A 26150-nucleotide genomic window follows, 5' to 3' on the forward strand; every position below is an offset into this window, starting at 1 on the left:
CCGTGAACCAGCCAGCCGTATCGCCGACGCTCGACACGCTGTTTCAGCGCACGCTGATGCGGCAGCCACACGCAACCGCTCTGCTCGATCCCCTCAACAAGGCGCGCATCACCGGACATCAGCCGCGGCGGATGAGCTATGCCGAGGCCGACACCGCCATCGAGGCACTGTCGGCCCATTTCGTCGAATCGGGCCTGCCGGCCAATTCCGTCATCGCGATCCAGTTGCCCAACACGGTCGAGTTCGTGCTCACCGTGCTCGCCGCCCATCGCGCCGGCCTCGTCGTCGCCGTGCTGCCGCTGCTGTGGCGGCACGCGGAACTGACCGCGGCGCTCAACCGCACCGCGGCGCGCGCCATCGTCACCATGAGCACGGTCGACGGCGTCAGCTATGCCGACCTTGCGATGCACGCCGCCGCCGAGGCGTTCTCGATCCGTCATGTCTACGGCTTCGGAGGCGAGCTGCCCGAAGGCATGGCCTCGCTCGACGACGTGCTGGCCCGCCCGCCCGGCACCACGCGCGCCGTGATCCAGGACGGCCGCAAGGCGGCGATGATCTCCTTCGACGTCACGGCGGAGGGCTTTCGCCCGGTGCCGCGGCCGCATTTCAGCCTGATCGCCGGCGGCCTTGCGATGTCGCTCGAAGCCGACGTCAAGCAGGGCGCAACGGTGATGGCGGCGTTCACGCCGATGTCGTTCGCAGGCCTCGCATCCTCGCTCGCGGTCTGGCTGCTGTCGGGCGGCACGCTGGCGCTGCATCACCCGTTCGAGAACGACGTGCTGGAGCAGCAGATCAACGAGCACGAATGCGAGGTGCTGATCGCGCCCGCGCAACTCGCGCTGCGGCTTGGCGATGCCGACCTCGCGGCGCGGATGCCGAGCTTGCGCAACGTCATCGGCCTGTGGCGCGCGCCGGAGCAGGTGGCGGCGAGCGATGCCTGGATCGCGCCGCATGCGCCGCTCACCGACGTCTATCTGTTCGGCGAGGCCGGATTGTTCGGCGCCCGCCGCGGCGAGGACGGCATGCCGGTGCCGGTGATGCCGGGGCCGCACGGCGCGCCGCGTGAACAGGCCGGCTCCTCCATCGCCGGCGAGATCCTGCTGACACCGAAGGGCACGCTCGGCCTGCGCGGCGCGATGGTGCCGATCGCGGCCTATGCCCCGCCGCAGCCGGTCGGCGAGACACTGACGGCGCAGCCGCCACGCGATTATGTCGACACCGGCTATGCCGCCCGGCTCGACCGGGCGAGCGGCGCGATCTGCATCACCGCACCGCCCTCCGGCATCATGGCCGTCGGCGGCTATCGCTTCCTCTCCAACGACCTCCAGGAATGGGCGCGCCGGCTCGGCCAGGGCGCCCTACTCACCGCGCTGCCCGACCGCCTCTCCGGCCACCGGCTGGCAGGACGGGCCCAGGACAATGCCCGCGCCCGCGAGGCGCTCAGCGAGCTCGGGCTTAACCCCCTGATGGTCGAGGCTTTTCGCGACCGCTCCGGGCCGGCTTGAGCGCAGTTTCGCCTGAGACGTTGACGCAGCATTAAGGCGGCCAAACTAGATTGCGCGGCATCTGTTGCGTGATCAGAGCTTTTCGATGTCCCAGGCGGGCCCGATCCTGTTTGTGTCCAATACCGAGCGCCCCGCCTTCGTTGCGGCGCTGGACGAGGCCCGGCTCTTCCCCGTGGTCGACACCGACTGGGCCAGCGCGACGCGCGCGGTCGAGCAGGTACAGCCGGCCGCGGTCCTCGCCGCGATGCACAGCGGACATGAGCCGCATCTGGCGCTGCTCGCCAGGAAGATTGCCGACCAATCGCCCTACCTTCCCTTCGTGGCCCTGGATGCGGCGGGTGCGCTGCCGCACAACGCCCTGCCCTTCGCTTCGCGCGGCGGCCATCCCGATCGTCTGAGCGCGCGCTTACGCGCCGCGCTGCGCGTCCGTACCCTGCATTCGACCGTGCTGCGCCGGCTGCCCGAGGCGAAGGTCGTGCTGCCCGAGGGCGACCCATCGCGCGATGCCACCGTTCTGCTGATCGGCCGCGGCGCCGCCTATCCCGCACTCTCCGTCGCACTCGGCGAGCGCGTCGGCGTGGTTGGCGCGCTCTCGATCGAGGCCGCGGCGAAACATCTCAACACCCGCGATATCGATGGCGTCGTGCTCGCCGAAGGGTTTACCGCGCGCGTGACCGATGCCTTCCTCACCGTGCTCGCCGAGGACACCCGCTTCCGCACCCTGCCTGTGGTCGTCACCGCGCACCAGCTCGTGCAAAGCTACGATCTGCCCAATCTCGAGCTGATCGCGGGCGAGCCGGCGAGGATCGCCGCCAACGCCCTGCCGCTGATCCGCCAGCACGCGATGGAGGCGCAGCTGAGCCGCACGCTGCGCTCGATCGATGCCGGCGGCTGGCTCGATCCGCGCAGTGGCCTGCTCACCACGGAAGCCTTCGCCCGCGATTTTGCCAAGGCGGTCGAGCAGACGCTGGCCCGCGGCGGCGGCCTGTCGGTGGCGCGCTTCGCCTTCGATCCCAACAATCCCCGCGCCCAGCTCGACGCGGCGCGTATCCTGAGCCGCCTGATGCGTCAGATGGATTTTGGCGCGGCACAGAAGGACGGCTCGGTCATCGTCGTGTTCGCTGAGACCGATTTCCGCACCGCGCACATGATCGCGCGCCGCTTGTCGGCGGTGATGCGGCACACGTCCAATGGCAAGCACGAGATGCGCAGCGATCCGGTTGTGAGCGTGGACTCGCTGTCGCCGTCGGATACGGCAAGGTCGCTGTTGGCGCGGCTGTCGGCCGACGCTTCAAGGGCGGCGTCGTAGTCACGACCGCGCTGCCGTAGGGTGGGCAAAGCGAAGCGTGCCCACCACATCCCTCATCTTGGAAAGAATGGTGGGCACGGCGCAAGAGCGCCTTTGCCCACCCTACGACATCTCGCTCCGTCCCTACGCCGCCTTCTTGCTCTCGGCGAGCTGCGCCAACTGTCGCATGATCTCCGTCGTGCCGGCGAGGCGCTCTTCCGGCGTCTCCCAATCCTGCAGGAACACCACCTTCATGTCGGGCCGCACCTTGGCGGCTTGGCCATGGCTGCGGATGAAGGTCACGAGGCGATCGGGATAGGCGAAGGAATTGTCGCGGAAGACGATGACGGCGCCCTTCGGGCCGGCATCGATCTTCTCGACATTGGCACGGCGGCAGAACGCCTTGATCGCGGCGACCTTGAACAAATAGCGCACCTCGTCGGGCAGCACGCCGAAGCGGTCGCGCATCTCGGCACCGAAGTTTTCGATCTCCTCCTCGGTGTCGAGATCGGCAAGACGCCGGTACAGCGACAGCCGCACCGAGAGATCGCTGACGTAATCCTCGGGGATGAGCACGGGCATGCCGATCGTGATCGACGGCGACCAGCGGTCGGCGGCGGGCTCGGAGACGCCGGCCTTGAGGTTGACGATCGCCTCCTCCAGCATTGATTGATAAAGCTCGAAGCCGACCTCCTTGATGTGGCCGGACTGCTCCTCGCCGAGCAGATTGCCGGCGCCGCGGATGTCGAGGTCGTGCGAGGCGAGCTGGAAGCCGGCGCCCAGCGTCTCCAGCGATTGCAGCACGGTGAGCCGGCGCTCGGCCTGCGCGGTGATCTTCTGCTGCGCCGGCAGCGTGAACAGCGCATAGGCGCGCAGCTTGGAGCGACCGACGCGGCCGCGCAGCTGGTAGAGCTGCGCAAGGCCGAACATGTCGGCGCGGTGCACGATCAACGTGTTGGCGTTGGGGATGTCGAGGCCTGACTCCACGATGGTGGTCGACAAGAGGATGTCGAACTTGCCGTCGTAGAACGCGGTCATGATGTCCTCGATCACGGCGGGCGGCATCTGGCCGTGCGCGACCGCGACCTTCATCTCCGGCACGTTCTTGTCGAGGAAGTCCTTGACCTCGGCGAGGTCGTCGATGCGCGGCACGACGTAAAATGCCTGGCCGCCACGATAGCGCTCGCGCAGCAGGGCTTCGCGGATCATCAAGGGATCGTGCGGGGCAACGAAGGTACGCACCGCGAGGCGATCGACCGGGGGCGAGGCGATAATCGAGAGCTCGCGCACGCCGGTCAGCGCCAGCTGCAGCGTGCGCGGGATCGGCGTCGCCGACAGCGTCAGCACATGCACCTCGGCGCGCAGCGCCTTCAGCCGCTCCTTGTGGCTGACGCCGAAATGCTGCTCCTCGTCGACGATGAGCAGGCCGAGGTCGCGGAACTTGATCGCCTTGCCGAGCAGTGCGTGGGTGCCGACGACGATGTCGACCGAGCCGTCAGTAATGCCCTTCTTGACCTGGTTCAGCTCCTTGGTCGGGATCAGGCGCGAGGCCTGCGCCACGTTCACCGGAAAGCCCTTGAAGCGCTCGCTGAAGGATTTTGCGTGCTGGCGGGCCAGCAGCGTGGTCGGCACCACGACCGCAACCTGCTTGCCCTCGAGCGCGACCGCGAAGGCGGCGCGCAGCGCGACCTCGGTCTTGCCGAAGCCGACGTCGCCGCAGATCAGCCGGTCCATCGGACGGCCCTTTTCGAGATCCTTCAGCGTGGACTCGATCGCACCGAGCTGGTCCTCGGTCTCGTCATAGGGGAAGCGCGCGCAGAACTCGTCATAGAGGCCCTGCTGCACCGGCAATTTCGGCGCCTCGTGCAGCATGCGCTCGGCCGCGATCTTGATCAGCTCGCCCGCGATCTCGCGGATGCGGTTCTTCAGCTTCGCCTTGCGGGTCTGCCAGCCGGAGCCGCCGAGACGATCCAGCTCGACCGTGGTCTGGTCCGAGCCGTAGCGCGACAACAGCTCGATGTTCTCGACCGGGAGGAACAGTTTTGTCTCGGCGGCATAATGCAGCTCGAGGCAGTCATGCGGCGCGCCGGCAACATCCAGCGTCTGCAGGCCGATGAAGCGGCCGATGCCGTGCTCGACATGGACGACGATGTCGCCAGCGGCAAGGCTCGTCACCTCCGAGATGAAATTGTCGAGCTTGCGGCTGGCCTTGCGCGGCCGCACCAGGCGGTCGCCCAGAATGTCCTGCTCGCTGATGACAGCGATCTCGTCGGTCTCGAAACCGCTCTCGAGGCCGAGCACGGCGAGCATGGTCTCGTTGCGCGGGGTCGCCTGCACCGTGCGCCAGGTATTGACGCTGGTGGTATGGGCGAGCTTGTGGTCGCGCAGCATCGAATTCATGCGGTCGCGCGAGCCTTCGGACCAGAGCGCGATCACGACCTTCTTGCGTTGCGCCTGCAGCGCCATGACGTGGCTGACGACGGACTCGAACACGTTGACGGTGGTGTCATTGCGCTCCGGCGCGAAGTCGCGGCCCTTGCGTGCGCCGGCATCGACGACACCGGTGCCGTCGGTCGGCACCGAGAACGGCGTCAGCCGCGCCAGCGGGATGTCACCGAGGCGCCTGGTCCATTCCTCGTCGGTCAGATAGAGCCGGTCAGGCGGCAGCGGCTTGTAGATGGCGCCGCCGCCGGGATGCTCCATCGCCTCGCGGCGGGCCTGGTAGTAATCGAGGATCTGCTTGAAGCGCTCCCGCACCGCGTCCTCGGCCTGCGGCTCGATGGCGACGGCCGCGCCTTGCAGATAGTCGAACAGCGTGTCCATCCGGTCCTGGAACAGCGGCAGCCAGTGCTCCATGCCGGGATGGCGGCGGCCCTCGCTGACGGCCTCGTACAGCGCATCGTCGCGCTCGGGCGCGCCGAACTCGGCGACATAGCCCATGCGGAAACGGCGGATGGTGTCGGTGACGAGCTGAAACTCGGAGACCGGAACGAGATCGAGCGAGCGCATGTCGAGCAGCGTGCGCTGGGTCTCGGCATCGAAGGAGCGGATCGATTCAAGGCTGTCGCCGAAGAAGTCGAAGCGGACCGGCTGCTCGAGGCCGGCCGGAAACAGGTCCAGAATGCCGCCGCGCACGGCATATTCGCCGGGCTCGCGCACGGTGGAGGAGCGGTTGTAGCCGTTGTGCTCGAGCCAGGCGACGACGGTGTCCATCGGCACGACATTGCCGGGCGCGACCGACAACGCCTGCGCCGCAACCAGCTCGCGCGCGGGCACGCGCTGCACCACCGCGTTCACCGTGGTCAGCACGATCAGCGGCTTGTCGCTGCCGGTGAGCGAGGCGAGCCGCGCCAGCGTGGTCAGGCGCTGGGCGAGAATGCCGCCATGCGGCGAGACGCGGTCATAGGGCTGACAATCCCAGGCAGGAAAAATCAGCACCGGCAGATCGGGCGCAAAGAACCGCAGCGCGCGTTCGAGCTGCTGCATGCGCCCGCCGTCGCGGCAGACGACCGCAAGGCTGACCGCCGGCTTCTTCGGCCGCGCTGCGATGGCGCGGGCGAGATCGGAGACGATGAGGCCTTCGGCTCCTTCCGCGACGTTGGCAAGCGTCAGCGCGCGGCCGGGCGTGAGCAGCTCGGCCGGCGATTTCATCCCCTGCTTCATGCGCTGCCGTCCGCGATCGGAAACGCCTTGATGCGGGCAAACAGCGCGCCGGTGACGTCAGCCGGCAGCACCTTGTCGCCGGTGATGGCGGCATAGAGATCGGGATCGTTGACCTCGAGCAGGCGTTCGAGCTCCGCCAATTCGGGCTCGGACAGGTTGCCGATCTCGGAGTCCGCGAAGCGGCCGAGGATCAGGTCCATCTCGCGCGTGCCGCGGTGCCAGCAGCGGAACAGAAGCCGCTTGCGGCGGTCATCCAGCCCGCTGCTCGATCGTGTCGTTCCCGTCATGTCTCAAATCCAGTCAAACGCAGAAAGCCCGGACGTGCCGGGCGGGGGTGATATAGCCATTCGGACCGGCCATGTCAGCCCTTTGTTATTGCAATTGTTTGGGGACCGTCATTGCCGGGCTTGACCCGGCAATCCATCGTCATTGAAAAGATGGATGCGCGGGTCAAGCCCGCGCATGACGAATGTTGCGAGAATGCGCCCCAGCCTGCTCAATCCGCTGTTTGCTCCCGTGACCAGCCTGCCCGGCGTCGGTCCGAAGCAGGACAAGCTGCTGCAGTATCTGCTCGGCCGCAGCGAGACGCCGCGGCTGGTCGACCTGTTGCTGCATCTGCCGAGCCAGGTCATCGACCGCCGCGCCCGGCCGAAGATCCGCGACGCCGCCGTTGGAACCATGGTGACGCTGGAGGTCACCGTCGATCGCCACCGCCCGCCCCCGCCGCGCAACGCGCGCGCGCCGTATCTGGTCTATGCCAGCGACGATACCGGTGATGTCGTGCTGACCTTCTTCCGCGCCAAACCCGGCTATGTCGAAAAACTGCTGCCAATGGGGGAGAAGCGCTACGTCTCCGGCACGCTGCAGATGTATGACGGCATTCCGCAGATCGTGCATCCGGACCGCGTGCTCGACGAGGAGGCGATCGCAAAGCTTTCGGGGATAGATCCGGTCTATCCGCTGACGGAGGGGCTCGCGCTCGGCTCGCTGCGCCGCGCGATCGCGCAGGCGCTGCAGAAGCTGCCGGCCTTGCCGGAATGGATCAGCCCCGAGGTGCTGCGCCGCTGCCACTTCCCGCCAATCGCGGAAGCGCTCACGCGCGTGCACCAGCCGGTCGAGCTCACGGACATCCTGCCCGACCAGCCGTTCTGGTCGCGCCTCGCCTTCGATGAGCTGCTCGCCGGCCAGCTCGCGCTCGCCCTGATCCGCGCCCAGCTGCGCCGCCCCGCCGGCGTCCGCAATGCCGGCGATGGGCATCTGCGCAACAAGATCATCGACGCCCTTCCTTACGCGCTCACACCCTCCCAGCGCAACGCCGCCGCCGCCATTGCCGAGGACCTGAAGCAGCCGGTGCGCATGCTGCGCCTGCTTCAGGGCGACGTCGGCTCCGGCAAAACGGTCGTAGCGTTGCTCGCTGCCGCCGCGGTGGCCGAAGTCGGCAAGCAGGCCGCGCTGATGGCACCGACCGAAATCCTGGCGCGCCAGCACATCAAGACCATTGCCCCGCTCGCCGAGCGCGCGGGATTGCGGGTTGCGATCCTGACCGGCCGCGAAAAGGGCAAGGAGCGGCGCGAGTTGCTGGCGCAACTCGAAGCCGGCGAGATCGACCTTCTCGTCGGCACCCATGCGCTGATCCAAGACGACGTGATCTTCCGCGATCTCGCCCTCGCCATCGTCGACGAGCAGCACCGCTTTGGCGTGCGCGAGCGCCTTGCGCTGACGTCCAAGGGCGAAGCGGTCGACGTGCTGGTGCTGAGCGCAACCCCGATTCCGCGCACGCTGGTGCTGACCTATTTCGGCGACATGGACATCAGCGAGCTGCGCGAAAAACCCGCCGGCCGCCAGCCGATCGACACCCGCGCGGTGCCGATGAGCCGGATCAGCGAGGTCATGGAGGGCGTCGGCCGCGCGCTCGAAGCCGGCAAGCTGGTCTACTGGATCTGCCCGCTGGTCGAGGAATCCGAGGCTGAGGGCACCGAGCATCTGACCAACGCGACCAAGCGTTTCGAAAGCTTGCAAAAGCGCTTCGGCGACCGCGTCGGCCTCGTCCACGGCCAGATGAAGGGCACGGAAAAGGACCGTGTCATGGGTCAGTTCGCCGCTCACGAGATCGGCCTGCTGGTCGCGACCACCGTCGTCGAGGTCGGCGTCGACGTGCCAGCCGCCACCATCATGGTGATCGAGAACGCCGAGCGCTTCGGCCTCGCCCAGCTGCACCAGCTGCGCGGCCGCATCGGACGCGGCTCGGAAGCTTCGACCTGCATCCTGCTCTATGGCGAGCCGCTCGGCGAGATGTCGAAGGCACGGCTGAAAGTGATCCGCGAGACCACCGACGGCTTCCGCATTGCCGAGGAGGATTTGAAGCTGCGCGGCGAAGGCGACGTGCTGGGAGTCCGCCAGAGCGGCCTGCCCGGCTACCGCATCGCGCGCTCGGAAGTGCACGGCCAGCTCATCACCCAGGCCCGCGACGAAGCACTGCGCATCCTGAAGGATGATCCTAAGCTCAAGGGCGAGCGCAGCGAAGCGCTGCGCTGCCTGCTGTATCTCTACGAGCGCGATGAGGCGATCCCGCTGATCGGCGCGGGTTAGCCCCCTGCCCTTCGCCTTCCGATCTCGTAGGCCGCCACGTGCGCGCGGGCCAGATCCAGCAGCGGCGTGTCGATGCCGAGCGTACGGGCGCGATTGGCCATATCGCCGAGAATATGCTCCGCCTCGGTGATCGAGCCGCGCTCGATATCGCGCAGCATCGAGGCCTTCAGCGGCGAATCCAGGGTGGTGAACAGTTTTCGGTCAAACTCGATGAACGGCGCGCGCGGCTCGAAACCTGAAGCCGTCGCAACAGTGCAGCATTCCGCAAACAGGCGGAAGATCGATTGCTCGCCGTTCGGCACGGCCAGGATGTCTCCGATACTCGCGCGCATCAGGCAGGTGATGCCGGCGAGCGTCGAGAGCTGAACGAATTTCTCCCACATGTCCTGCATGATCGCTTCGCTGGCGCGCACGTCGATACCGGGGACCTGCAGCAGTGTCTCCAGCGCGAGCGCACGCTCGCTCAACGTCCCATCGATCTCGCCAAAGACAACCGTCTGACTCGCCATGAACTGGACGACACGACCATCCGGATCGAGTCCGGCACTGACATTCGCCAGCCCGCCGAGGACGCGCGCGGCGCCGAACCTGGCGCTGAGGGCCTCGATATGCTTCAGCCCGTTCAGGATCGGCAGGATCATCGTGTTGGGACCGACGGCGGGCGCAAACTGGCTCATGGCGTCGTCGAGCGAGTAGGCTTTCACGCCGACGAGCACGACGTCGAACGGCTCCTTCAAATCATTTGCCAGGACGATCTTCGGCTGCATGGCGAAGTCGCCGTGCGGACTCACGACCTGCAATCCGTTCCGCCGCAATTGCTCGGCCCGCGCGGACCGCACCAGAAAGGTCACGTCGCGGCCTGCTCGGACCAGGCAGGCTCCGTAATAGCCGCCAAGCGCGCCCGCGCCGATGACAAGCACTCTCATTCGAACTCGCCTTGCAGAGGAACTGCGTCCGCAGAGACAATAACAGATGGCCTCCGCGCCGTCTCCTCCTCGTCATTGCCGCAGCGAAGCAATCCAGACCGCCTCAGTGGAAAGATTCTGGATTGCTTCGCGGAGCTCGCAATGACGAGGCGGATGGAGTTCTGCACACGTCAATCAGGCTGACTAGGCCGGTGACTAGGTCTTCTTCTGCGCGATGCTCGCTGCGAATGCCTTCATCAGCTCCGCATCCACGGCCTCGCCACTCGCATCCCCCGCGAGGTGCTCGAACCAGCGCGCAAAACCCTCGTAGATCTGGCTGGCGGGATGATCGGCGCCGAGGAAACCGGAAATCTCACGCATCTCCGCGACCCAGCGATAGGCTTTCGGGATCATATCGGGCAGCGCCACTTCGAGCCGCGCCAGAATCGCGGGCTGGCTCAGCGCGAGCTCGTCGCGGAGCGCATCGGCCGCGCCCGCCTTGGTTGCCGCGACCACCATGGCCGAGCCGATGCCGGCGAGGCCCTTGACGATGCCGGCGTAGGACATCTTCAGCGCGGAGGCCGCACCGACCGGTCCTTCGACGATCCGCACGTCGAGGCCGAGATCCTTCAGCACCACGACGTCCTTCGCATGCTCGCCGGACATGTAGAAGGCCGGGCTTTTGCCACCCGGCTGCGGCGGAAAGCCGATGATGCCGCCGTCGACGAACGGCGCCTGTGCCGAGCCGATGATCTCCTCGATTCTTTGCACGGTATCGACATTGACTGCGTTGCAGTCGACCACGACCGGCTTCTTGGCGCGCCGGACGATCAGCGCGGCCAGGCGTTCGGCAAGTGCAACGGCTTCGCCCGGCGGCACGATCGAGAGGATGATGTCGGCCTCCGCAATCGCCTCGTCCTCGGCGCCGATCATGCCGGCATCCGACGCGCGTTTCTGCGTCGCCTCGCTGCGGCCTTTCAGGGAGGTCAGCACGCGCGCGCCGTTTTCGCTGAGGCGGCGGGCCACGGCGCTGCCCATGGCGCCGGGTGCGAGGATCGCAATGGTCTTTGACATCGTGCACTCCAGGTCGACTCCGAGCGAGGCGCTCAGATCGACCGAAGACTAGCAGAGGATGCGAGTCCTTGCGTGAACGCGGCCATCCCGCAGCGGAATGGCCCTACTCCACCTTCGCAGGCTGGGGCTTGAGCGTCGAGCCGTTGGCGATGCGCGCGGCATTCGCCATGCCCGCAAGCGCAGCCGCCTTCTTCGGGTCGGGCGCCGAGCCCGGCTGCACCACGCCGGCCGACATGATCAGCGTTGCAGCGTCCTCGGCGCTGAGGTCGACCTCGATGATCTTGCTCTTGGGCACGTAGAAGAAGAAGCCGGTGGTCGGGTTCGGCGAGCATGGCAGGAACACCGAGACATGCTCCTCCTGCCCCGGCAGGCTGCGGGCGATGTCCTCGCTCGGCGATTGCGAGATCAGCACGATCGACCACATGCCGGGCGAAGGAAACTCGACCAGGCCGACTTTGCGGAAGCTCGAGCCCTTGCCCGAGAACAGCGTCTCGAACACCTGCTTCAGGCCGCGGTAGATGGCGCGCACCGCCGGGATGCGGCCGAGGAAGGTCTCGCCGACGTCGACCAGCGTGCGGCCGATCAGGTTGGCCGCAAGGAAGCCGACCAAGGTTAGCGAAAAGAATGCGACAATCAGTCCCCAGCCGGGAACGCCATAGGGCAGATAGGTTTCGGGCCGATAGGCCAGCGGCACGAACGGCCGCACCACGCCGTCGACCCAGGTGACGAACCACCAGACCAGATAGAGGGTGATCGCGATCGGCCCGGTCACCACGAGGCCGGTCAGGAAATAATTGCGGAAGCGGCCCATCAGGCCGGTATGCGGTTCCGGAGCGGGATCAAGCGGCGCAGGGACGTCGTCGCGGGTGGTCATTCGGGTTCCAGGTCGGTCGCTGCACTCAAGCTAGGGTTTTCTAGCAGGTTTTGGAAGAGTGCAGCCCCGATCCCTTCTGCCTATTCCACCGTCACCGATTTCGCGAGATTGCGCGGCTGGTCGACGTCGGTGCCCATGATGACAGCCGTATGATAGGCGAGCAGCTGCACCGGGACGGCATAGACCATCGGCGTAAAGGCTGCCGCCATGTCGGGCATGACGATGGTGACGAGGGAATCCACCGTCGCCTCCTCCGCGCCCTTGGCGTCGGTCATCAGGATGATCCTGCCACCGCGGGCGGCGACCTCCTGCATGTTCGAGACGGTCTTCTCGAACACCCGGTCGTAGGGCGCGATGACGACGACCGGCATGGTCTCGTCGATCAGCGCGATCGGGCCGTGCTTGAGCTCGCCGGCGGCATAGCCCTCGGCGTGGATGTAGGAGATCTCCTTCAGCTTCAGCGCGCCTTCGAGCGCGAGCGGGAAGCTGGTGCCGCGGCCGAGATAGAGCACGTCGCGCGACTTCGCGATCTCGCGCGAGAGCTTCTCGATCTGGAGCTCGGTGGTGAGCGCATCCGACATCAGCCGCGGGACCTCGACGAGGCCGTGGACCAGCTTGGTCTCGTCCTCGTCGGACAATACGCCTCTCGCCTTGCCGGCCGCGATCGCGAGATTGGCGAGCACCATGAGCTGGCAGGTGAAGGCCTTGGTCGAGGCGACGCCGATCTCGGGACCGGCCAGCGTCTGCAGCACGGTCTCGCTCTCGCGCGCGATGGTCGAGGTCGGCACGTTGACGACGGCGACCGTGTGCACGCCCTCGGCCTTGGCGTAGCGCAGCGCCGCCAGCGTGTCGGCGGTCTCGCCCGACTGCGAGATGAAGATGGCGAGATCGCCCTTGCGCAGCGGCGCCTCGCGGTAGCGGAATTCGGAGGCGACGTCGACCTCGACCGGCACGCGCGCAAAGCGCTCGAACCAGTACTTTGCGACGAAGCCGGCGTAGCTCGCGGTACCGCAGGCGGTGATGTTGATGCGCTGGATGGTCTTGAAATCGAACGGCAGCTTGACCGGCAGCGAGACGCGCTCGGTCGCCATGTCGACATAGCGTGCCAGCGTGTGGCCGACCACTTCCGGCTGCTCGTGGATCTCCTTGGCCATGAAGTGGCGGTAATTGGCCTTGTCGACCAGCGAAGTCGAGGCGGCGTGCCTGATCTTCTCGCGCTGGACGGCGTGGCCGTCCTTGTCGAAAATCGTCGCGCTCTTGCGGGTCAGCACGACCCAGTCGCCGTCCTCGAGATAGCTGATCGTGTCGGTGAACGGGCCCAGCGCGATGGCGTCGGAGCCGAGATACATCTCGCCGTCGCCATAGCCGATCGCGAGCGGCGGGCCGTTGCGGGCGCCGATCATGAGGTCGGCGTCGCCGGCGAAGATGAAGCCGAGCGCGAAGGCGCCGCGCAGGCGCCCCAGCGCCAGCTTCACCGCCTCCACGGGCTTGTTGCCGCGCGTGAGCAGGTCGTCGACGAGATGCAGCACGATCTCGGTGTCGGTCTCGGTGTGGAACACCGTGCCCTTCTTTTCGAGCTCCTCGCGCAGCTCGCGGAAATTCTCGATGATGCCGTTGTGGACCACGGCGACGCGCTCGGTCGCGTGCGGATGGGCGTTGTTGACGGTCGGCCTGCCGTGGGTGGCCCAGCGGGTGTGACCAATGCCGGTCGTGCCCTTGAGCGGCTCGGCTTCCAGCCGCTTCTCCAGATTCTTCAGCTTGCCCTCGGCGCGGCGGCGCTCGAGATGCTTGCCTTCGAGCGTGGCGACGCCCGCGGAGTCGTAGCCGCGATATTCAAGACGTTTGAGCGAATCCACCAATTGCTCTGCAACCGGCTCGCGCCCGAGAATGCCGACAATCCCGCACATGCGGATCAATATCCCCCAAATCGTCGAAAAATCGCCAAAACGACGCGCTCAGTTTTTAGCGAAATTCCGAGGGAACCATATACTCAATAATTATTGCTGATTGAGACAGCATTCGCCTGCACCATTGCCCTGCCTGCGTCGACGTGGCCGGCCTTTAACCCCGCGCGTTAACTTGTTGTCAACAAGTTTGACCAACGATTCCGGTCAGGAGAACAAGGCCATGAAAGGCTCATCCGACCGCAAAGGTCTGTCGTCGTTGTATCTGCGTGCCAGCGAGACCTCGGGCACGCACCTCGCCCATTGGCCGCCGCCCCAGCGCGGCAAGGAAAGCAAGCCCGTCTTCGTCAAGCATAAGCAAGGCGAACCGGCCAAGCGCGCCAAGCCGCGCGGCTGGCGCCTGACCCGCGCGATCTTCTCCGAATTCGCCGACGACGAATAGCGCTTCCTACTTCTCCGGCTTCTTGCCGCCCGTCTTCATCTCGCGATAGCGCGCCGCGCCGCCTTCCCGGATGGTCTGCTGGTTGCGCTCCAGTGCCATGGCGTCGTCAGGCACGTCCTTCGTGATCACCGAGCCGGAGCCGATATAGGCGCCGTTACCGATCTTGACCGGTGCGACCAGCGAGGAATTGGTGCCGACGAAGGCGCCCTGCCCGATGATCGTCTTGTGCTTCTTGAAGCCGTCGTAGTTGCAGGTGATGGTGCCGGCGCCGATGTTGGAATTGGCGCCGACGGTGGCGTCGCCGATGTAGGAGAGATGATTGACCTTGACGCCGGCCTCCAGCGTCGCCGCCTTGGTCTCCACGAAATTGCCGATCCGCGCGCCGTCGCCGAGCGAGGTGCCGGGACGAAGCCGCGCATAGGGGCCGATCGAGACTTTCTTGCCGAGCGTGGTCTCGACGATGTGCGAGAAGGAATGGATCACGGCGCCGTCGGCAATCGACACGCCGGGGCCGATCACCACGAACGGCTCGATGGTAACGTCCTTGCCGAACACGGTGTCGGCGGACAGATACACGGTCTCCGGCGCGATCAGCGTGACGCCGGCCTCCATCGCCGCTTTCCGCAGGCGCGCCTGCATCACGCTTTCCGCCTCGGCGAGCTGCGCCTTGGTATTGATGCCGCGCACCTCGTCCTCGCTGGTCTCGATCACCACGGACTCCCATCCCTGCTTGCGGACGATTTCGACCGCGTCGGTCAGATAATATTCGCCCTTGGAATTGGCATTGCCGATCTGCTCGAGGATTTCGAGCGCGCGGCGGCCGTCGATCGCCATCACGCCGGCATTGCACAGATCGATCTTGCGCTCGGCTTCGCTGGCATCGGCCTGCTCGCGGATCGCGACCAGGCGGTCGCCCTCGACGATGAAGCGGCCATAGCCGGTCGGATCGGCGGCGCGGAAGCCGAGGGCCGCGATAGCGGCCCCTTTGGCGAGCGGCGCGCGCAGCCGCGCAAATGTCTCGGCCGAGATCAGCGGCGTGTCGCCGAATGCGATCAGGAGATCATCGGCGCCGCGCGCGATGGCCTCGCGTGCCGCCAGCACCGCATGCGCGGTGCCGAGGCGTTCGCCTTGCACGAAGGTGAGCGCGTCGGGGCGGATGCGCTTCGCCTCATCCGCCACCGCCTGATGATCCGGTCCGATCACGACGGCGAGCGAGGTGCCGGTTCCCTTCGGTGCAGCGGCGAGCACGTGGGCGAGCAGCGTCTGGTGAGCGACGGGATGCAGAACCTTCGGCAGGCTCGATCGCATCCGCGTGCCTTCACCGGCGGCGAGCACGATCGTGAGGCTGGAACGGGCGGTCATCGCAATCCTGTCAGATACGGCCGAATCAATTGGCGGCAGGCCGCCCTCGTGAGCTGCCGCCTTGCTACCCCCGCAAACGCCCGGAATTCAAGTGCGACCGAGTTTTCCTGTTAATGTTCCCTGATTGATTCGGGGAAGCCGGACAGGGCTGGGCATTTAACGTTCATGGCAAAGGATTCCGACCCACTGGCGGACGCCTTCGGCACGAAGGAGACCGGCGGGCTGTTCTCCGGACTTTTGGCCGAGGAAAGCACGTTCGACCGCCGCATGTTGTGGCGGCTGGGCTCGTGGGGCGTGGCCGCCGTCGGCGCCGTCGTCGTCGCCGTGATGGCCAACCAGGCCCAGTTCGGCTGGCGCCGTGACCAGGTTGCCTCAGCCGACCTCGCGCGCCAGGCCGACCGGTTGCAGCTGCTGACCAGGGAAAGCCAGAACGAGGCCCGCCGCCTCGCCGCCGCCATCGAGACGCTGAACACCGATCGCGACCGGCTCTATTCGCGCGTCACCGTGCTGGAGCAAGGGCTCGATTCCGTCACCGGCGCGATCGCCAGGCAGAGCGCGAAGCCGCAGGATATGCCGATCCCTGAGGCGCAGCCCGCGGCAGCTGCGCCCAGCGTCGGGCCGGTTGCCTCGGTGCCGGCGCCCTCCGCCGACAAGCCGCGCGCAACCGCCAAGGACCAGGCGAAGGAGCCTGCAAAGGACGCCGCCAAGGAGCCGGCAAATCCGCCGCCGCAGACCGCGGCTGCCGCCTCGCTGATGTCGCAGGCGCCGGCAACGACCTCGGCGCTGCCGATGCTTCCACTGGTGCCGTCCAAGTCGATGATGGCGCCGCCCGATCCCGCCGCATCCAAGCTGGTTCAGCCCGAGGCAGAGAAGAAGCCGGAGCCCGCCCCCGCCCCGACCGAAGTCGCCGCGGCCGCACCAGCCAAGCCGGAGGCAGCCGAGAGCGAAGCGCCGGCGATCGCCATCCAGCAGACGCGCTTTGCGATCGACCTCGGCGGCGCCAACTCGATCGACGGCCTGCGCGCACTCTGGCGCGGCGTGACCAAATCCAATCCGGAAGTCGCGGCGCTGCGGCCGATCATCATGATCAAGGAAGGCGGTAACGGCCTCGGCATGCAGCTGCGCCTAGGGGCCGGCCCGCTGATCAACGCCGCCGCCGCCGCAAAGCTCTGCGCCGGGCTATCCGAGAACGAGCGCCGCTGCGAGACCACCGTGTTCGACGGCCAACGGCTGTCGCTGCGCGGCGGTTCGGAGAAGGGACAAGACAAGGCACAAGAGAAGTCTCAGGACCGGGTTCAGGAGAAGAGCTCCGACAAGACCCAGGACGCGACACCGCAAGCCGAGACCGCGCCCGCGCCAAACGCAAAACCGGACAAGCGCCGCCGCAGCTATTCCTCCAAGCGTTCGTCGAAGCGCGAAGAGCCTGCGCCTGCCCCGGCACCGCAGCAGCCGGCAGCGCAAGCAAAGCCGGAGACGGCGTCGGCAGGATCGACGCTGACGTCGTTCTTCAGGCGGTAAAATTCGGCGCCTATCTCGCGGATCGCAATCCGCACCAAAAAGCGGCAACAGATTTGTCCCTATGACGAGCGACATTTTTGGGCAATGACACTGGTTTTGCTTCCGCCGCCGAAGAAACCCGCTAGAGTTGTGGGAGATCAGCGGCTCTCTTGATCTACAAAACGTGCAAATCGGCCGCGCTGGGCAGGAAATTTGTATGGAACCAGATCAGCGCGAAGAAGAATCAAGCAGACCGCGCCGTCTTATGCGCGTCATCGTGGGAATCGCATTCAGTCTCACGGCGGTGGTCGGGCTGGTGATGATCAACCTACCTCCGACAGACTCCAAGGTGCAGGCTATGATTGAAGCCGCAATAGTAAAAATGGAAGGCTCGATACGCCCCACCTTGCCCAAGAAACTCGACCAGCTAACCACTCTGGTGGCGGTCGATCATGCCGGAAACACGATACGGTACGAAATGACTGTTGATCTAAGCAAGACGACAGCGAAGCCGACTGCAGCATTTGCATCGCAGGTGCGCTCTCCAATGCTCAAGGCCATCTGCAGCAGCGAAGCGGCGCAAGTCCTCAAGCTAGGGGCGTCCTACGAGTATATTTATCGGGATCAGAGCTCGAACGACTTGGGAAGGTTCACGGTTTCGAACTCCGATTGCCAAGGTCAGTGAAGGCGTAGTCTTCCACCGCATGTTGGACCAGGCATTTCGTTTTCCGTCTAGAATTATCCACCTCCCCTGTTGCCCCCTTCCCCCATCCCGACCATATTGCGGCCATGACAAAAAAGCCCTTCCGCCTCACGCCCTACCAGGTGCAGTTCCTGATCATCGTCGGCTTCGCGACCGTCGGCTATGCGCTTTATTTGCGCTATCTCGGCATCGAGCTCTCGACGGTCGGCCTTGCCTGCGACGCCGGCCTGCAGACGCTGATCTGCAAGGCGCGCTCGGTCGCGACCGTGCTGTTCAAGAATTCGGTGTTCGGCATTGTCGCGCTGGTGGTGGCGACGCTCAACCTGATGCGGCCGTCGATCGTGCTCTTGACCGTCGGCATTATCGCCGCCGGCCTCGGCATCGTGCTCTACAATGTCGTGCTGTCGGGCCTTGCGATCGGCCTGTTCATTCTTGGATTTGCTCGGCCCGCGCCCGCCACAGCGTGAGCGCGAACAGAAGAAAGATCGCGCAGGTCCACAGCGACTGCCAGTTGTCGCGCCCCTCGTTGAAGAGCACGTAGATCGCCGACAGCGCGAGCACGCCCGCGAACACCGCTTCCGCGATCGGGCGCTGGCCGATCTGCGGACGGTTCAGCGTCAGCAATGCGAACGGCACCACCGCCATCGTCAGTGAGGCGTAGGGAAAATCCTTGTAGCGCGGGTCGAACACGAAGCCGAGCGCGGTCTCGGCCGCGATCACCGCGGTCACCGCCAGCGTCAGGCCGAGCACCGCGGTGAGCTTCGACCATTTGCGGCCCTCGCGCGGGCCGAGCAGATCGAGGAAGGTCGGCAGGCTGCGGCCGATCACCATCGCCTGCGCGCAGAAGATCGGCGACAGGATGCCGGCAAGCAGCAGTGCACCCCAGAGCAGCCAGCCGCCGATGCCGTAGCTCTCGTAGTACATCTTGTCGGCGCCGATCCCGAGCAGGCTCCCCGCCGTCGTTGCCGAGATCGCGACACCGAGCCAGGCCGAGAAGCGCGGCGTCCACGGCCGCCGGCGCAGCGTGATCAGCGCCACCGCGAACACCAGCGCGCACAGGCCCATGCCGGCGCCCATGTACCATTTCCAGTACGGGAAATTGCTGATCGGCTGGCCCGGCGGATATTTCAGATTCCGGCGCACGGAATCGTAAAGGCCCCAATAGCCGCCGACGGTCCCTTCCAGCTTGCGCTTCCAGGGCTGGTCGTAGGACTCGATCAGGTTGACGCGAAACTTGTTCGCTTTCGCAAGACTGAGGATTTCCGACACGACGCGCGCCTGGTTGGTGCGTGACGGCAGCGCGCCCTCGCGCATGCGCCCAGCGCTCGGCCAGCCGGTTTCGCCGATCAGGATCTCCTTGCCGGGGAACGCCACCGCCATGCGCTCGCGGATCGCCTCGACATGGGAGGCGGCGAATTTCGCCTTGACCGGGAAATCCTCCCAATAGGGCAGGATGTGAATGGTGACGAAATCGACGGCGTCATAGATCTCGCGGTTCTTCAGCCAGAATTCCCAGACATCGGCATAGGTGACGGGCACGCTGACCTGCGCCTTCACCGAGCGGATGATGGAGACGAGATCGGCGGTCGTCATCTCGCCGCGCAGCAGCACCTCGTTGCCGACGATGACCGCGGTGATGACGTTGGGGAAGTCCTTGGTGAGACGGACGGCGAGCGCGGCCTGCTCAAGATTCTTGGTGCGGTTGCTGGAGAGCCAGATGCCCTGCAGCACCTTCAGCCCGCCGACCTTGGCGGCGATCGCCGGAACCTGGTCGAGCCCGTTCTCCATGGAATAGGTGCGGACGCAGTCGGTGATCTCCTTGAGCTGGCGCAGATCCTGCTCGATCTGGTCGGCCTCGATATGGGTCCATGCGTTCAGCGGCGACTGCTCGCCGCGGAACGGCGCATAGGAGACGCATTGAACCTTGTCGTTGGGATCGATAGGCGCGCGCGCGAGCGTGATTGGCGTGGCCAGCCACCACCACACGGCAGCAATCGCACCCAGTGAAACGAGCAGAAGCGCCAGTGGCGTACGAAGAGAAATCGGTTCCGTCCTCCGCGAGGTGCCGTCGATTACCTGCTCGCACGCCGTCTGCCAAGGGGGCACGCCGGATGGATCCCCCACGCCCCCAAGGAATTTACCTGCGGCCGTTCGACAGAGGCCTAGGATCGTGACTTTGCTGGACAAAATTCGAAATACAGGTCATGGGACTCGGCGGGAATTTTCCGCCGCATTGGAGACCCATTTGGACGCCATCACGACGCGTCCGCGGGATCCTGACGCGGGCGGTCAGTGGAGAAGTTGGGGAATTCATGCGGCAACGGGTGCGTCAGTCACGAAATGCGGTCCTGCGGCAGTTCGCCGCCACCTTGGCCGTCTTCGCCCTTCTAGGCCTGGCCGGCCTTCATGGTGCCTCCGCCCAGAGCGGCACGCCGGCCCCCGACCAGGGCAAGGCCGCGGCCCAGCCCGCCGACGCCGCTGCCAAGGACGCCGCCCAGAACCAGCGCCGCACCGACGAATTCGCCGAAGCCGCCCAGGTCATCAATGGTCCGGCCGGCAATCCCGAATGCGTCTGGCTCGGCCGGCGCGTGGTGCGGCTGATGTGGCGGGACGACCTCGATACCGCGTTCCGCCATCTCGACCTCTACGACCGCTTCGGCTGCCCCGGCGGCCACATCCAGGCGGCTTTCCGCTGCCTGACCCGCTTCGGCGGCCAGATCGATCCCAAGGTCGCCGAGACCCTGGACAGCCGCGTGCACGCCTGCTGGATCAACCCGGCCTCCCAGCCGCAGCAGGCCGCGGCCACGGCGTCCCAGCCGGCAGCGCCGACCACCGGCAACGCGCCGGCCCCGCAGCCGGCGGCGAGCCCCTCGCCCGCGGCAAGCCCGACACCGGCGCCCCAGAAATAACCGCTGGTCGCTTCAGCTGTCGTTCAGGAACGATCGGCCATAGACGCGGTTGGCACTGCCACGCGTCGTTCGAAAAGCCCATGCCCTCATAAGGACATGAGCCCATGAAAGTTGTGAAACCGCGCAGCAGAGGTATGCTCCATTTGCCGCGGACTCGGTCGGATCTCGGGGTCGGATCCGCTTCCCTGCCACCTCAGCCCCTATTGGTTTAGCCGCGATGCGCGTTGTCGCCGCCGTTCTGTTGCTCGTGTCCGCGCTTCACGCTGGGCTGTGGGGAGTCTTGCGCGACAAGGAACCCGCTCCCGATTTTAGGGGTCTGCTCCCCAGCGTCTCCTACGCGCCGTTCGAAGGCTCGGCCCACCCCGACATCGACAACATCCCGAGCATCGAGAAAATCCGCGCCGACCTGAAGACGCTGTCGACGATGACGCGCGCGATCCGCCTCTATTCGTCCACCGGCGGCGTGGAACTGGTGCCGCCGATCGCGGCCGAGTTCGGTCTCAAGGTCACCGTCGGCGCCTGGATCGACAAGGACAAGGATCGCAACGAGCGCGAGATCAAGGCTGCCATCGAGCTCGCCCGCAAGAACAGCAACGTCGTCGGCGTCGTGGTCGGCAACGAGGTGATCTACCGCGGCGAGCAGAAGGTCGAAGACCTCATCGACATGATCAAGAAGGTCAAGGGCTCGGTGCGCGTGCCCGTTACGACCGGCGAGATCTGGAACATCTGGCGCGACAATCCCGACCTTGCCTCCAACGTCGATTTCATCGCCGCCCACGTGCTGCCCTATTGGGAAAACTTCCGCTCGGACCAGGCGGTGGATCAGGCCGTCGACCGTTACAACCTGCTGCGCAATTTGTTCCCCGGCAAGCGCATCGTGATCGCCGAGTTCGGCTGGCCGAGCCAGGGCTACAATTTGCGCAACGCCGACCCCGGTCCGTTCCAGCAGGCGCTGACCCTGCGCAACTTCGTCAGTCGCGCCGAAGCCATCGGCATGGAATACAACATCGTCGAGGCTATCGATCAGCCCTGGAAGTTCTTCGAAGGCGGCGTCGGTCCGTACTGGGGCATCCTCAACGCCAGCCGAGAGCCGAAATTCGCCTGGACCGGCCCGGTCGAGAACCCCGACTATTGGAAGCTGATGGGAATCGCGCTCCTGGTCGGCATCCTGCTGTCGCTGCCGATCCTGCGGCTTGAAAAGCCGACCGCGAAGCAGGCCTTCCTGCTCTCGGCCACCGCCAACGGCGTCGGCGCCTGGACCGCGACCGTATTCGCGTTCTGGAACAGCCACTATTTCATCTTCGGCTCGGCCTTCGCGCTGACGCTCGGCATGATCCTGCTTGTTCCGCTGGTGCTGATCGCGATGGCGCGCATCGACGAGATCGCGGCCGTTGCTTTCGGCCGGTCGCCGCAGCGGCTGCTCGCCAAGGGCAAGCCGGTCGAGAACGTGCCGGAGAATTACTACCCGAAGGTCTCGATCCACATCCCCGCTTATTTCGAGCCGGTCGACATGCTGAAGCAGACGCTCGATGCGCTGTCGCGGCTGAACTATCCGAACTACGAATGCGTCGTCATCATCAACAACACGCCGGATCCCGCCTTCTGGCAGCCGATCCAGGATCATTGCCGCGCACTCGGTGAACGCTTCAAGTTCATCAACGCCGAGAAGGTGCAAGGTTTCAAGGCCGGCGCTTTGCGCATCGCCATGGACCGCACCGCCGTCGATGCCGAGATCATCGGCATCCTCGATGCCGACTACGTCGTCGAGCCCGACTGGCTGAAGGACCTCGTGCCGGCTTTCGCCGACCCGCGCGTCGGCCTCGTGCAGGCACCGCAGGAGCATCGCGACGGCGACCTGTCGATCATGCACTACATCATGAACGGCGAATATGCCGGCTTCTTCGACATCGGCATGGTCCAGCGCAACGAGCTCAATGCCGTCATCGTGCACGGCACGATGTGCCTGATCCGGCGCGCCGCGATGGACATGGCCGGCGGCTGGTCAAGCGACACGATCTGCGAGGACTCCGATCTCGGCCTTGCGATCCAGGAGCTCGGCTGGGTCACGCACTACACCAACCACCGCTACGGCCAGGGCCTGCTCCCCGACACCTACGAGGCGTTCAAGAAGCAGCGCCACCGCTGGGCCTATGGCGGCCTGCAGATCGTCAAGAAGCACTGGCGCCGCTTCCTGCCGGGCGCGAGCCGGCTGACCTCCGACCAGAAGCGGGAATACGGCCTCGGCTGGCTGAACTGGCTCGGCGCCGAAAGCCTCGGCGTGGTCGTGGCGCTGCTCAACCTCGTCTGGGTGCCGATCGTCGCCTTTGCCGACATCGCCATCCCCGACAAGATCCTGACGCTGCCGATCATCGGCGCCTTCATCGTCTCGCTAGCGCACTTCCTGTCGATGTACCGCGCCCGCGTCGCGATCAAACCCGGCCAGATGCTGGGCGCCATGATCGCCGCGATGAGCGTGCAATGGACGGTGTCGCGCGCGGTGGCGCAGGGATTGATCACCGAGCACATCGCGTTCGCGCGAACCTCCAAGGGCGGCCTCAGCAGGATGTCGATCGAGTTCCAGGCGTTCTGGGAGGCCGTGATCGGCACTCTGCTCCTGGTCGGCGCCGGCGTGCTGGTCGCCTCCAACAGTTTCCGGCAGATCACTGAGATCTACATCTTCGCCGGCGTTCTGGTGCTGCAAAGCCTGCCGTTCCTGGCCGCGGTCGCGATCGCCATCCTCGAGCTCAGCCGCATCAACTCGTTCCAGTTCTGGCGCGACAGCGCGATCCGCACCGCCGAGCTGATCGGCCTGCGCCCGGTCGCCCTGCCGACCCCCGCCGGAACGCCGCAGCCGGTGCCGAACGAGGTCCGGCGTGAGGCGAACTGACGGACCGGCCCAAACTTGGGCGCCTCAGGCCCCGTGATTAAAAGTCATGGGCTCTTTGGGCGTGGATGACGGCCCATCAATCGGGTTGAAAATCTCGGCCTAAACGGCGGACACCGCAAGTAAATCCCCGCCCCTGCCGCGAGTTTCGGCAGCCGCCCCCGCTATTGACCTCCGCAGCCACTCCCCCTACACAGCGCGGACCGAAAGCATGATCCGGAAAAGGCCGGTTTTCCCCGCAACGCAAGTTTCAGCGAAGCGGCAAGACATGCTTCTCTCGAATGTCCGAAGACGATGGCGATCTCTTCTCGAAGCCATCCGCGGCCATGGGAGCGCGTAGCTCAGCCGGTAGAGCACGTGACTTTTAATCACGGGGTCCTGGGTTCGAGCCCCAGCGCGCTCACCACATTGATCTCCAGACAGATTTTGCTATCTGAGATCGGCCTCGCAGGCTGACCGATCGAGATCGGGTCAGCAGAGGATCGGCGAAAGGGAATGATAATGCGGAACGGATCGATCGGCAGCTTCACGGTCAAGGTTTTGATCGTCGCTTTGATCCTGACCGTCTCGACGCTCTATACCGTCTCCTTGTCGCTGCAATGGATTGCCGAGACTTTCTCTGGAGGCCCGGAGTTTTGGCTCAAAGCGGAAAAGAGCCTTTATCGGTTTGCGGATCAACCCGATCTTCCCCCTGAAAAGAAGGCGAAGATCGTCGCCGCGCTCAAAAAGATCCGCGAGAAGAACCAGCCCTATATCGACGCGCTGACCGGCAAGGAATAAAGCCCGCCAGCGTTAGCGTGTAGTCACCCTCGCGAAGGGTGTTTGCTGGAGGCGAGATCAATTCGGTGCTCGGCCACCGTCATTACAGCTTCGAAGACGATGGCGATCTCTTCCAAAGCCATCTGCGGTCAAGGGCATTCACCACGCTCGCCGCGGGGCATTAGGAACGTTCCCGCGCGCGGGGAATCTTACAATCGCAATCGATCCTGTGTTGCTCGTGGATCGAACGATGGAAAAAGCTCTTGCCTATGCCATCTCGGCGCTCCTCGTGGGCTTCGGTGCCTGGATACTCATCGCTGGCCTTTCCTCTGGTTCACCCGTCCTATGGATCATCGTGGCGCTGGTCCCAATCACGATCGGACTCGTGAGCGCTTTTGGTCCGGTGTGAGTGCTGGGGAAAATCGGCGATGGGTCAGCGCGTCTGCATTTTCCGAATCGACGTTCCGTGGTCGCTCCGCTCATGCGTCGCGTTCAGGGGTGTAGGCGTGAGCCAGTTTCTATCGATGCTGCTGCTAGTGGCCGCCGTCGTTCTGACCGTCTGCTTCGGGGTGGCGGCTTGGCGCATCTCTGACGAGAAGGATCTCGATGTCACTGGCCAGATCGCGCGTCAGTCCTATGGATGGAAGGCGCCTCCGACCCGGTAAGTTGCGCACGGCCGCTATGGGGCCGCCGTCCTCGTAAGAGATTACGCTCACAGTGCACGCAACCTATCGCGCTTACCGCCATTGCTTGGCATCTGCCTGCAGTTCCAAGAGCCCTCCCCGCCAAAAAGCCGCGAGACAACCCGCCGGAAATGTGTAGGATTCAAGAAAATCGGAGGAGCGGCATGTTTGAAATCAACGGTTTCGACACGGCAGGCGTCGTCAGCCTCAAGCGGCTTTCACTCACCGCCGCCCTCAAGAAGGCCAAAGAGCTTGTCGAGGACGGGTGCTGGGACGTTCAGGTCGTTGATCCAACCGGCCGGGTCTACACCTCGTTTGAGGAGCAGGCCGCCTAGCCGCCCAGCCCTTCGCTATTCGGAGATCAGCCACCCCATCAGATCGCCGGCGCGGGCTGACAACGCAACCGGTCGTGGTGGCTATCCGCCTCGGCCGACATTGGACGAGGCGCTGTTCAGCCAGCGCTGCGTTGCTTCATCGCTCCAGCCGGGGACCGCGAAGCGTGCCCGAGGATTTTCGTCTGCGCCGAAACGCTCGACCGCGGGATAGCGCGGATAATGTGTGCGGGAGCGATGCGCCGTCGCAGCGTTCGCAGCAGTGCACAGGACAATCAACAGACCCAAGGCCAGAACAGAGCGCATCGTACCAGTTCCAATTGAACGCCGCCCGGGTTGATGTGATGCGTCAACGATCCCGCCGCAATCCAACGCGGCATCACAGCTCGGCGATGGGCGCGCGACCACAGCACCCTTGCGGCGGCACGGACCGACGCTCAACTGCCGCGCGCCATGCCGTTGCCAATCAACTCATTTGGGAGCACGCTCTCTCCAGGCGCACAAGACGCCGACAGGGAGAGACACATGAAGGAACCTGGCCTGGATGGCCGCCACCGCGACAAGGACGGCGGGATCAGCAAGAAGCACGGCAACACGCTGGTCGGCACGTTGCGCAAGATCTACGGAAAGGGTTTTGCGGCCGGCTATCCCGATACGACCCAACTCAGCGAGGTGCTGCCTCAATTGAACGAGACGTCGCTGAGTCAGTTGCGCCGCGATCACGACACCGGGCATTTGCGGCACAAGATCGAGCACGCCTCGAAGTGACGGGCTGCA

Annotated in this window: 22 protein-coding genes and 1 tRNA gene; 15 read left to right on the forward strand and 8 right to left on the reverse strand. The window is 65.4% G+C overall.

Features of this window, described 5'->3' with window-relative positions; all coding sequences use genetic code 11:
- Positions 1 to 2 precede the first annotated feature (2 nt).
- Both JQ592_RS05430 and JQ592_RS05435 read left to right on the forward strand, forming a co-directional pair.
- Positions 3 to 1505, forward strand: coding sequence for an AMP-binding protein (locus tag JQ592_RS05430; RefSeq protein ID WP_211401889.1), 1503 nt, complete (start codon positions 3 to 5; stop codon positions 1503 to 1505).
- Between the two features lie 85 nt (positions 1506 to 1590).
- Positions 1591 to 2814 carry a GGDEF domain-containing protein gene (locus JQ592_RS05435; RefSeq protein WP_211401890.1) on the forward strand — a complete coding sequence of 408 codons (1224 nt, stop codon included), beginning with the start codon at positions 1591 to 1593 and terminating at the stop codon, positions 2812 to 2814.
- Positions 2815 to 2937: 123 nt separating this feature from the next.
- Here the strand turns inward: JQ592_RS05435 and mfd are convergent, their stop codons facing one another.
- Together mfd and JQ592_RS05445 are read right to left on the reverse strand one after the other, a co-directional pair.
- Entirely contained in the window at positions 2938 to 6456 is a 3519-nt protein-coding gene (gene mfd / locus JQ592_RS05440) for a transcription-repair coupling factor (RefSeq protein ID WP_211401891.1), read from the reverse strand.
- Positions 6453 to 6743: a succinate dehydrogenase assembly factor 2 gene (locus JQ592_RS05445; protein WP_211401892.1), complete on the reverse strand. Its 291-nt coding sequence runs from the start codon at positions 6741 to 6743 to the stop codon at positions 6453 to 6455. Before JQ592_RS05445 ends, mfd begins: the two co-directional genes overlap by 4 nt.
- A gap of 193 nt (positions 6744 to 6936) precedes the next feature.
- On the opposite strand from JQ592_RS05445, the gene recG reads away from it, so the two are divergent.
- Positions 6937 to 9045: an ATP-dependent DNA helicase RecG gene (gene recG / locus JQ592_RS05450; RefSeq protein WP_211401893.1), complete on the forward strand. Its 2109-nt coding sequence runs from the start codon at positions 6937 to 6939 to the stop codon at positions 9043 to 9045.
- On the opposite strand, the gene panE is transcribed toward recG, so the two are convergent.
- The 4 genes from panE to glmS all read right to left on the reverse strand — a co-directional run bounded on the left by panE (position 9042) and on the right by glmS (position 13805).
- Positions 9042 to 9971, reverse strand: a complete 930-nt coding sequence (gene panE / locus JQ592_RS05455; protein WP_211401894.1) for a 2-dehydropantoate 2-reductase — start codon at positions 9969 to 9971, stop codon at positions 9042 to 9044. The two genes, recG and panE, sit on opposite strands and share 4 nt — an antisense overlap.
- Before the next feature lie 195 nt (positions 9972 to 10166).
- Positions 10167 to 11024, reverse strand: a complete 858-nt coding sequence (locus tag JQ592_RS05460) for an NAD(P)-dependent oxidoreductase (protein ID WP_211401895.1) — start codon at positions 11022 to 11024, stop codon at positions 10167 to 10169.
- A gap of 103 nt (positions 11025 to 11127) precedes the next feature.
- Positions 11128 to 11898, reverse strand: a complete 771-nt coding sequence (locus JQ592_RS05465; RefSeq protein WP_211401896.1) for a DUF502 domain-containing protein — start codon at positions 11896 to 11898, stop codon at positions 11128 to 11130.
- Positions 11899 to 11978: 80 nt separating this feature from the next.
- A complete protein-coding gene (glmS, locus tag JQ592_RS05470) occupies positions 11979 to 13805 on the reverse strand; it encodes a glutamine--fructose-6-phosphate transaminase (isomerizing) (protein WP_211401897.1) in 1827 nt (608 codons plus the stop codon).
- 220 nt (positions 13806 to 14025) lie between these two features.
- Here glmS and JQ592_RS05475 point away from each other — a divergent pair, with 220 nt between their 5' ends.
- Positions 14026 to 14244 carry a hypothetical protein gene (locus tag JQ592_RS05475; protein WP_183239127.1) on the forward strand — a complete coding sequence of 73 codons (219 nt, stop codon included), beginning with the start codon at positions 14026 to 14028 and terminating at the stop codon, positions 14242 to 14244.
- A gap of 6 nt (positions 14245 to 14250) precedes the next feature.
- Here JQ592_RS05475 and glmU read toward each other — a convergent pair whose 3' ends face one another.
- On the reverse strand, positions 14251 to 15606 hold the full coding sequence (gene glmU, locus JQ592_RS05480) for a bifunctional UDP-N-acetylglucosamine diphosphorylase/glucosamine-1-phosphate N-acetyltransferase GlmU (RefSeq protein ID WP_211401898.1): 1356 nt from the start codon (positions 15604 to 15606) through the stop codon (positions 14251 to 14253).
- 165 nt (positions 15607 to 15771) lie between these two features.
- Between glmU and JQ592_RS05485 the strand changes: the two genes are divergently transcribed.
- The 3 genes from JQ592_RS05485 (at position 15772) to JQ592_RS05495 (ending at position 18273) form a co-directional block, all read left to right on the forward strand.
- Positions 15772 to 17124 carry a hypothetical protein gene (locus JQ592_RS05485; protein ID WP_211401899.1) on the forward strand — a complete coding sequence of 451 codons (1353 nt, stop codon included), beginning with the start codon at positions 15772 to 15774 and terminating at the stop codon, positions 17122 to 17124.
- 196 nt (positions 17125 to 17320) lie between these two features.
- Complete coding sequence (locus JQ592_RS05490; RefSeq protein ID WP_211401900.1) at positions 17321 to 17788, forward strand: hypothetical protein; 468 nt, start codon at positions 17321 to 17323, stop codon at positions 17786 to 17788.
- Between the two features lie 104 nt (positions 17789 to 17892).
- Positions 17893 to 18273: a hypothetical protein gene (locus JQ592_RS05495; RefSeq protein WP_211401901.1), complete on the forward strand. Its 381-nt coding sequence runs from the start codon at positions 17893 to 17895 to the stop codon at positions 18271 to 18273.
- On the opposite strand, the gene JQ592_RS05500 is transcribed toward JQ592_RS05495, so the two are convergent.
- Entirely contained in the window at positions 18233 to 19792 is a 1560-nt protein-coding gene (locus tag JQ592_RS05500; RefSeq protein WP_349630444.1) for a beta-(1-6) glucans synthase, read from the reverse strand. The genes JQ592_RS05495 and JQ592_RS05500 overlap by 41 nt on opposite strands.
- Before the next feature lie 326 nt (positions 19793 to 20118).
- Between JQ592_RS05500 and JQ592_RS05505 the strand changes: the two genes are divergently transcribed.
- The 8 genes from JQ592_RS05505 to JQ592_RS05540 all read left to right on the forward strand — a co-directional run bounded on the left by JQ592_RS05505 (position 20119) and on the right by JQ592_RS05540 (position 26141).
- Positions 20119 to 20715, forward strand: coding sequence for a beta-1-3, beta-1-6-glucan biosynthesis protein (locus JQ592_RS05505; protein WP_211401902.1), 597 nt, complete (start codon positions 20119 to 20121; stop codon positions 20713 to 20715).
- Between the two features lie 217 nt (positions 20716 to 20932).
- The gene (locus JQ592_RS05510; protein WP_211401903.1) at positions 20933 to 23602 is read left to right on the forward strand and encodes a glycosyltransferase; all 2670 of its coding nucleotides are present in this window, start codon (positions 20933 to 20935) and stop codon (positions 23600 to 23602) included.
- Between the two features lie 327 nt (positions 23603 to 23929).
- Positions 23930 to 24005 (forward strand) — tRNA-Lys (locus tag JQ592_RS05515).
- 146 nt (positions 24006 to 24151) lie between these two features.
- Positions 24152 to 24379 carry a hypothetical protein gene (locus tag JQ592_RS05520; protein WP_211401904.1) on the forward strand — a complete coding sequence of 76 codons (228 nt, stop codon included), beginning with the start codon at positions 24152 to 24154 and terminating at the stop codon, positions 24377 to 24379.
- Between the two features lie 229 nt (positions 24380 to 24608).
- Positions 24609 to 24767, forward strand: coding sequence for a hypothetical protein (locus tag JQ592_RS05525; RefSeq protein ID WP_211401905.1), 159 nt, complete (start codon positions 24609 to 24611; stop codon positions 24765 to 24767).
- 97 nt (positions 24768 to 24864) lie between these two features.
- Complete coding sequence (locus JQ592_RS05530) at positions 24865 to 25023, forward strand: hypothetical protein (RefSeq protein WP_211402557.1); 159 nt, start codon at positions 24865 to 24867, stop codon at positions 25021 to 25023.
- A 182-nt stretch (positions 25024 to 25205) separates the two neighbouring features.
- Positions 25206 to 25376 (forward strand): hypothetical protein, encoded by a 171-nt coding sequence (locus JQ592_RS05535; RefSeq protein ID WP_211401906.1) that lies wholly within the window; start codon positions 25206 to 25208, stop codon positions 25374 to 25376.
- Between the two features lie 522 nt (positions 25377 to 25898).
- On the forward strand, positions 25899 to 26141 hold the full coding sequence (locus JQ592_RS05540) for a hypothetical protein (protein WP_211401907.1): 243 nt from the start codon (positions 25899 to 25901) through the stop codon (positions 26139 to 26141).
- Positions 26142 to 26150 lie beyond the last annotated feature (9 nt).

This window comes from Bradyrhizobium iriomotense, from assembly GCF_018129405.1.
GTDB lineage: Bacteria > Pseudomonadota > Alphaproteobacteria > Rhizobiales > Xanthobacteraceae > Bradyrhizobium > Bradyrhizobium iriomotense_B.

Excerpts from the sequence above, each read along its gene's own strand:
- JQ592_RS05435 (WP_211401890.1), top strand. The coding sequence starts at position 1,591 with ATGTCCCAGGCGGGCCCGATCCTGTTTGTGTCCAATACCGAGCGCCCC.
- mfd (WP_211401891.1), bottom strand. The coding sequence starts at position 6,456 with ATGAAGCAGGGGATGAAATCGCCGGCCGAGCTGCTCACGCCCGGCCGC.
- JQ592_RS05445 (WP_211401892.1), bottom strand. The coding sequence starts at position 6,743 with ATGACGGGAACGACACGATCGAGCAGCGGGCTGGATGACCGCCGCAAG.
- recG (WP_211401893.1), top strand. The coding sequence starts at position 6,937 with ATGCGCCCCAGCCTGCTCAATCCGCTGTTTGCTCCCGTGACCAGCCTG.
- panE (WP_211401894.1), bottom strand. The coding sequence starts at position 9,971 with ATGAGAGTGCTTGTCATCGGCGCGGGCGCGCTTGGCGGCTATTACGGA.
- JQ592_RS05460 (WP_211401895.1), bottom strand. The coding sequence starts at position 11,024 with ATGTCAAAGACCATTGCGATCCTCGCACCCGGCGCCATGGGCAGCGCC.
- JQ592_RS05465 (WP_211401896.1), bottom strand. The coding sequence starts at position 11,898 with ATGACCACCCGCGACGACGTCCCTGCGCCGCTTGATCCCGCTCCGGAA.
- glmS (WP_211401897.1), bottom strand. The coding sequence starts at position 13,805 with ATGTGCGGGATTGTCGGCATTCTCGGGCGCGAGCCGGTTGCAGAGCAA.
- JQ592_RS05475 (WP_183239127.1), top strand. The coding sequence starts at position 14,026 with ATGAAAGGCTCATCCGACCGCAAAGGTCTGTCGTCGTTGTATCTGCGT.
- glmU (WP_211401898.1), bottom strand. The coding sequence starts at position 15,606 with ATGACCGCCCGTTCCAGCCTCACGATCGTGCTCGCCGCCGGTGAAGGC.
- JQ592_RS05485 (WP_211401899.1), top strand. The coding sequence starts at position 15,772 with ATGGCAAAGGATTCCGACCCACTGGCGGACGCCTTCGGCACGAAGGAG.
- JQ592_RS05490 (WP_211401900.1), top strand. The coding sequence starts at position 17,321 with ATGGAACCAGATCAGCGCGAAGAAGAATCAAGCAGACCGCGCCGTCTT.
- JQ592_RS05495 (WP_211401901.1), top strand. The coding sequence starts at position 17,893 with ATGACAAAAAAGCCCTTCCGCCTCACGCCCTACCAGGTGCAGTTCCTG.
- JQ592_RS05505 (WP_211401902.1), top strand. The coding sequence starts at position 20,119 with ATGCGGCAACGGGTGCGTCAGTCACGAAATGCGGTCCTGCGGCAGTTC.
- JQ592_RS05510 (WP_211401903.1), top strand. The coding sequence starts at position 20,933 with ATGCGCGTTGTCGCCGCCGTTCTGTTGCTCGTGTCCGCGCTTCACGCT.
- JQ592_RS05525 (WP_211401905.1), top strand. The coding sequence starts at position 24,609 with ATGGAAAAAGCTCTTGCCTATGCCATCTCGGCGCTCCTCGTGGGCTTC.
- JQ592_RS05535 (WP_211401906.1), top strand. The coding sequence starts at position 25,206 with ATGTTTGAAATCAACGGTTTCGACACGGCAGGCGTCGTCAGCCTCAAG.
- JQ592_RS05540 (WP_211401907.1), top strand. The coding sequence starts at position 25,899 with ATGAAGGAACCTGGCCTGGATGGCCGCCACCGCGACAAGGACGGCGGG.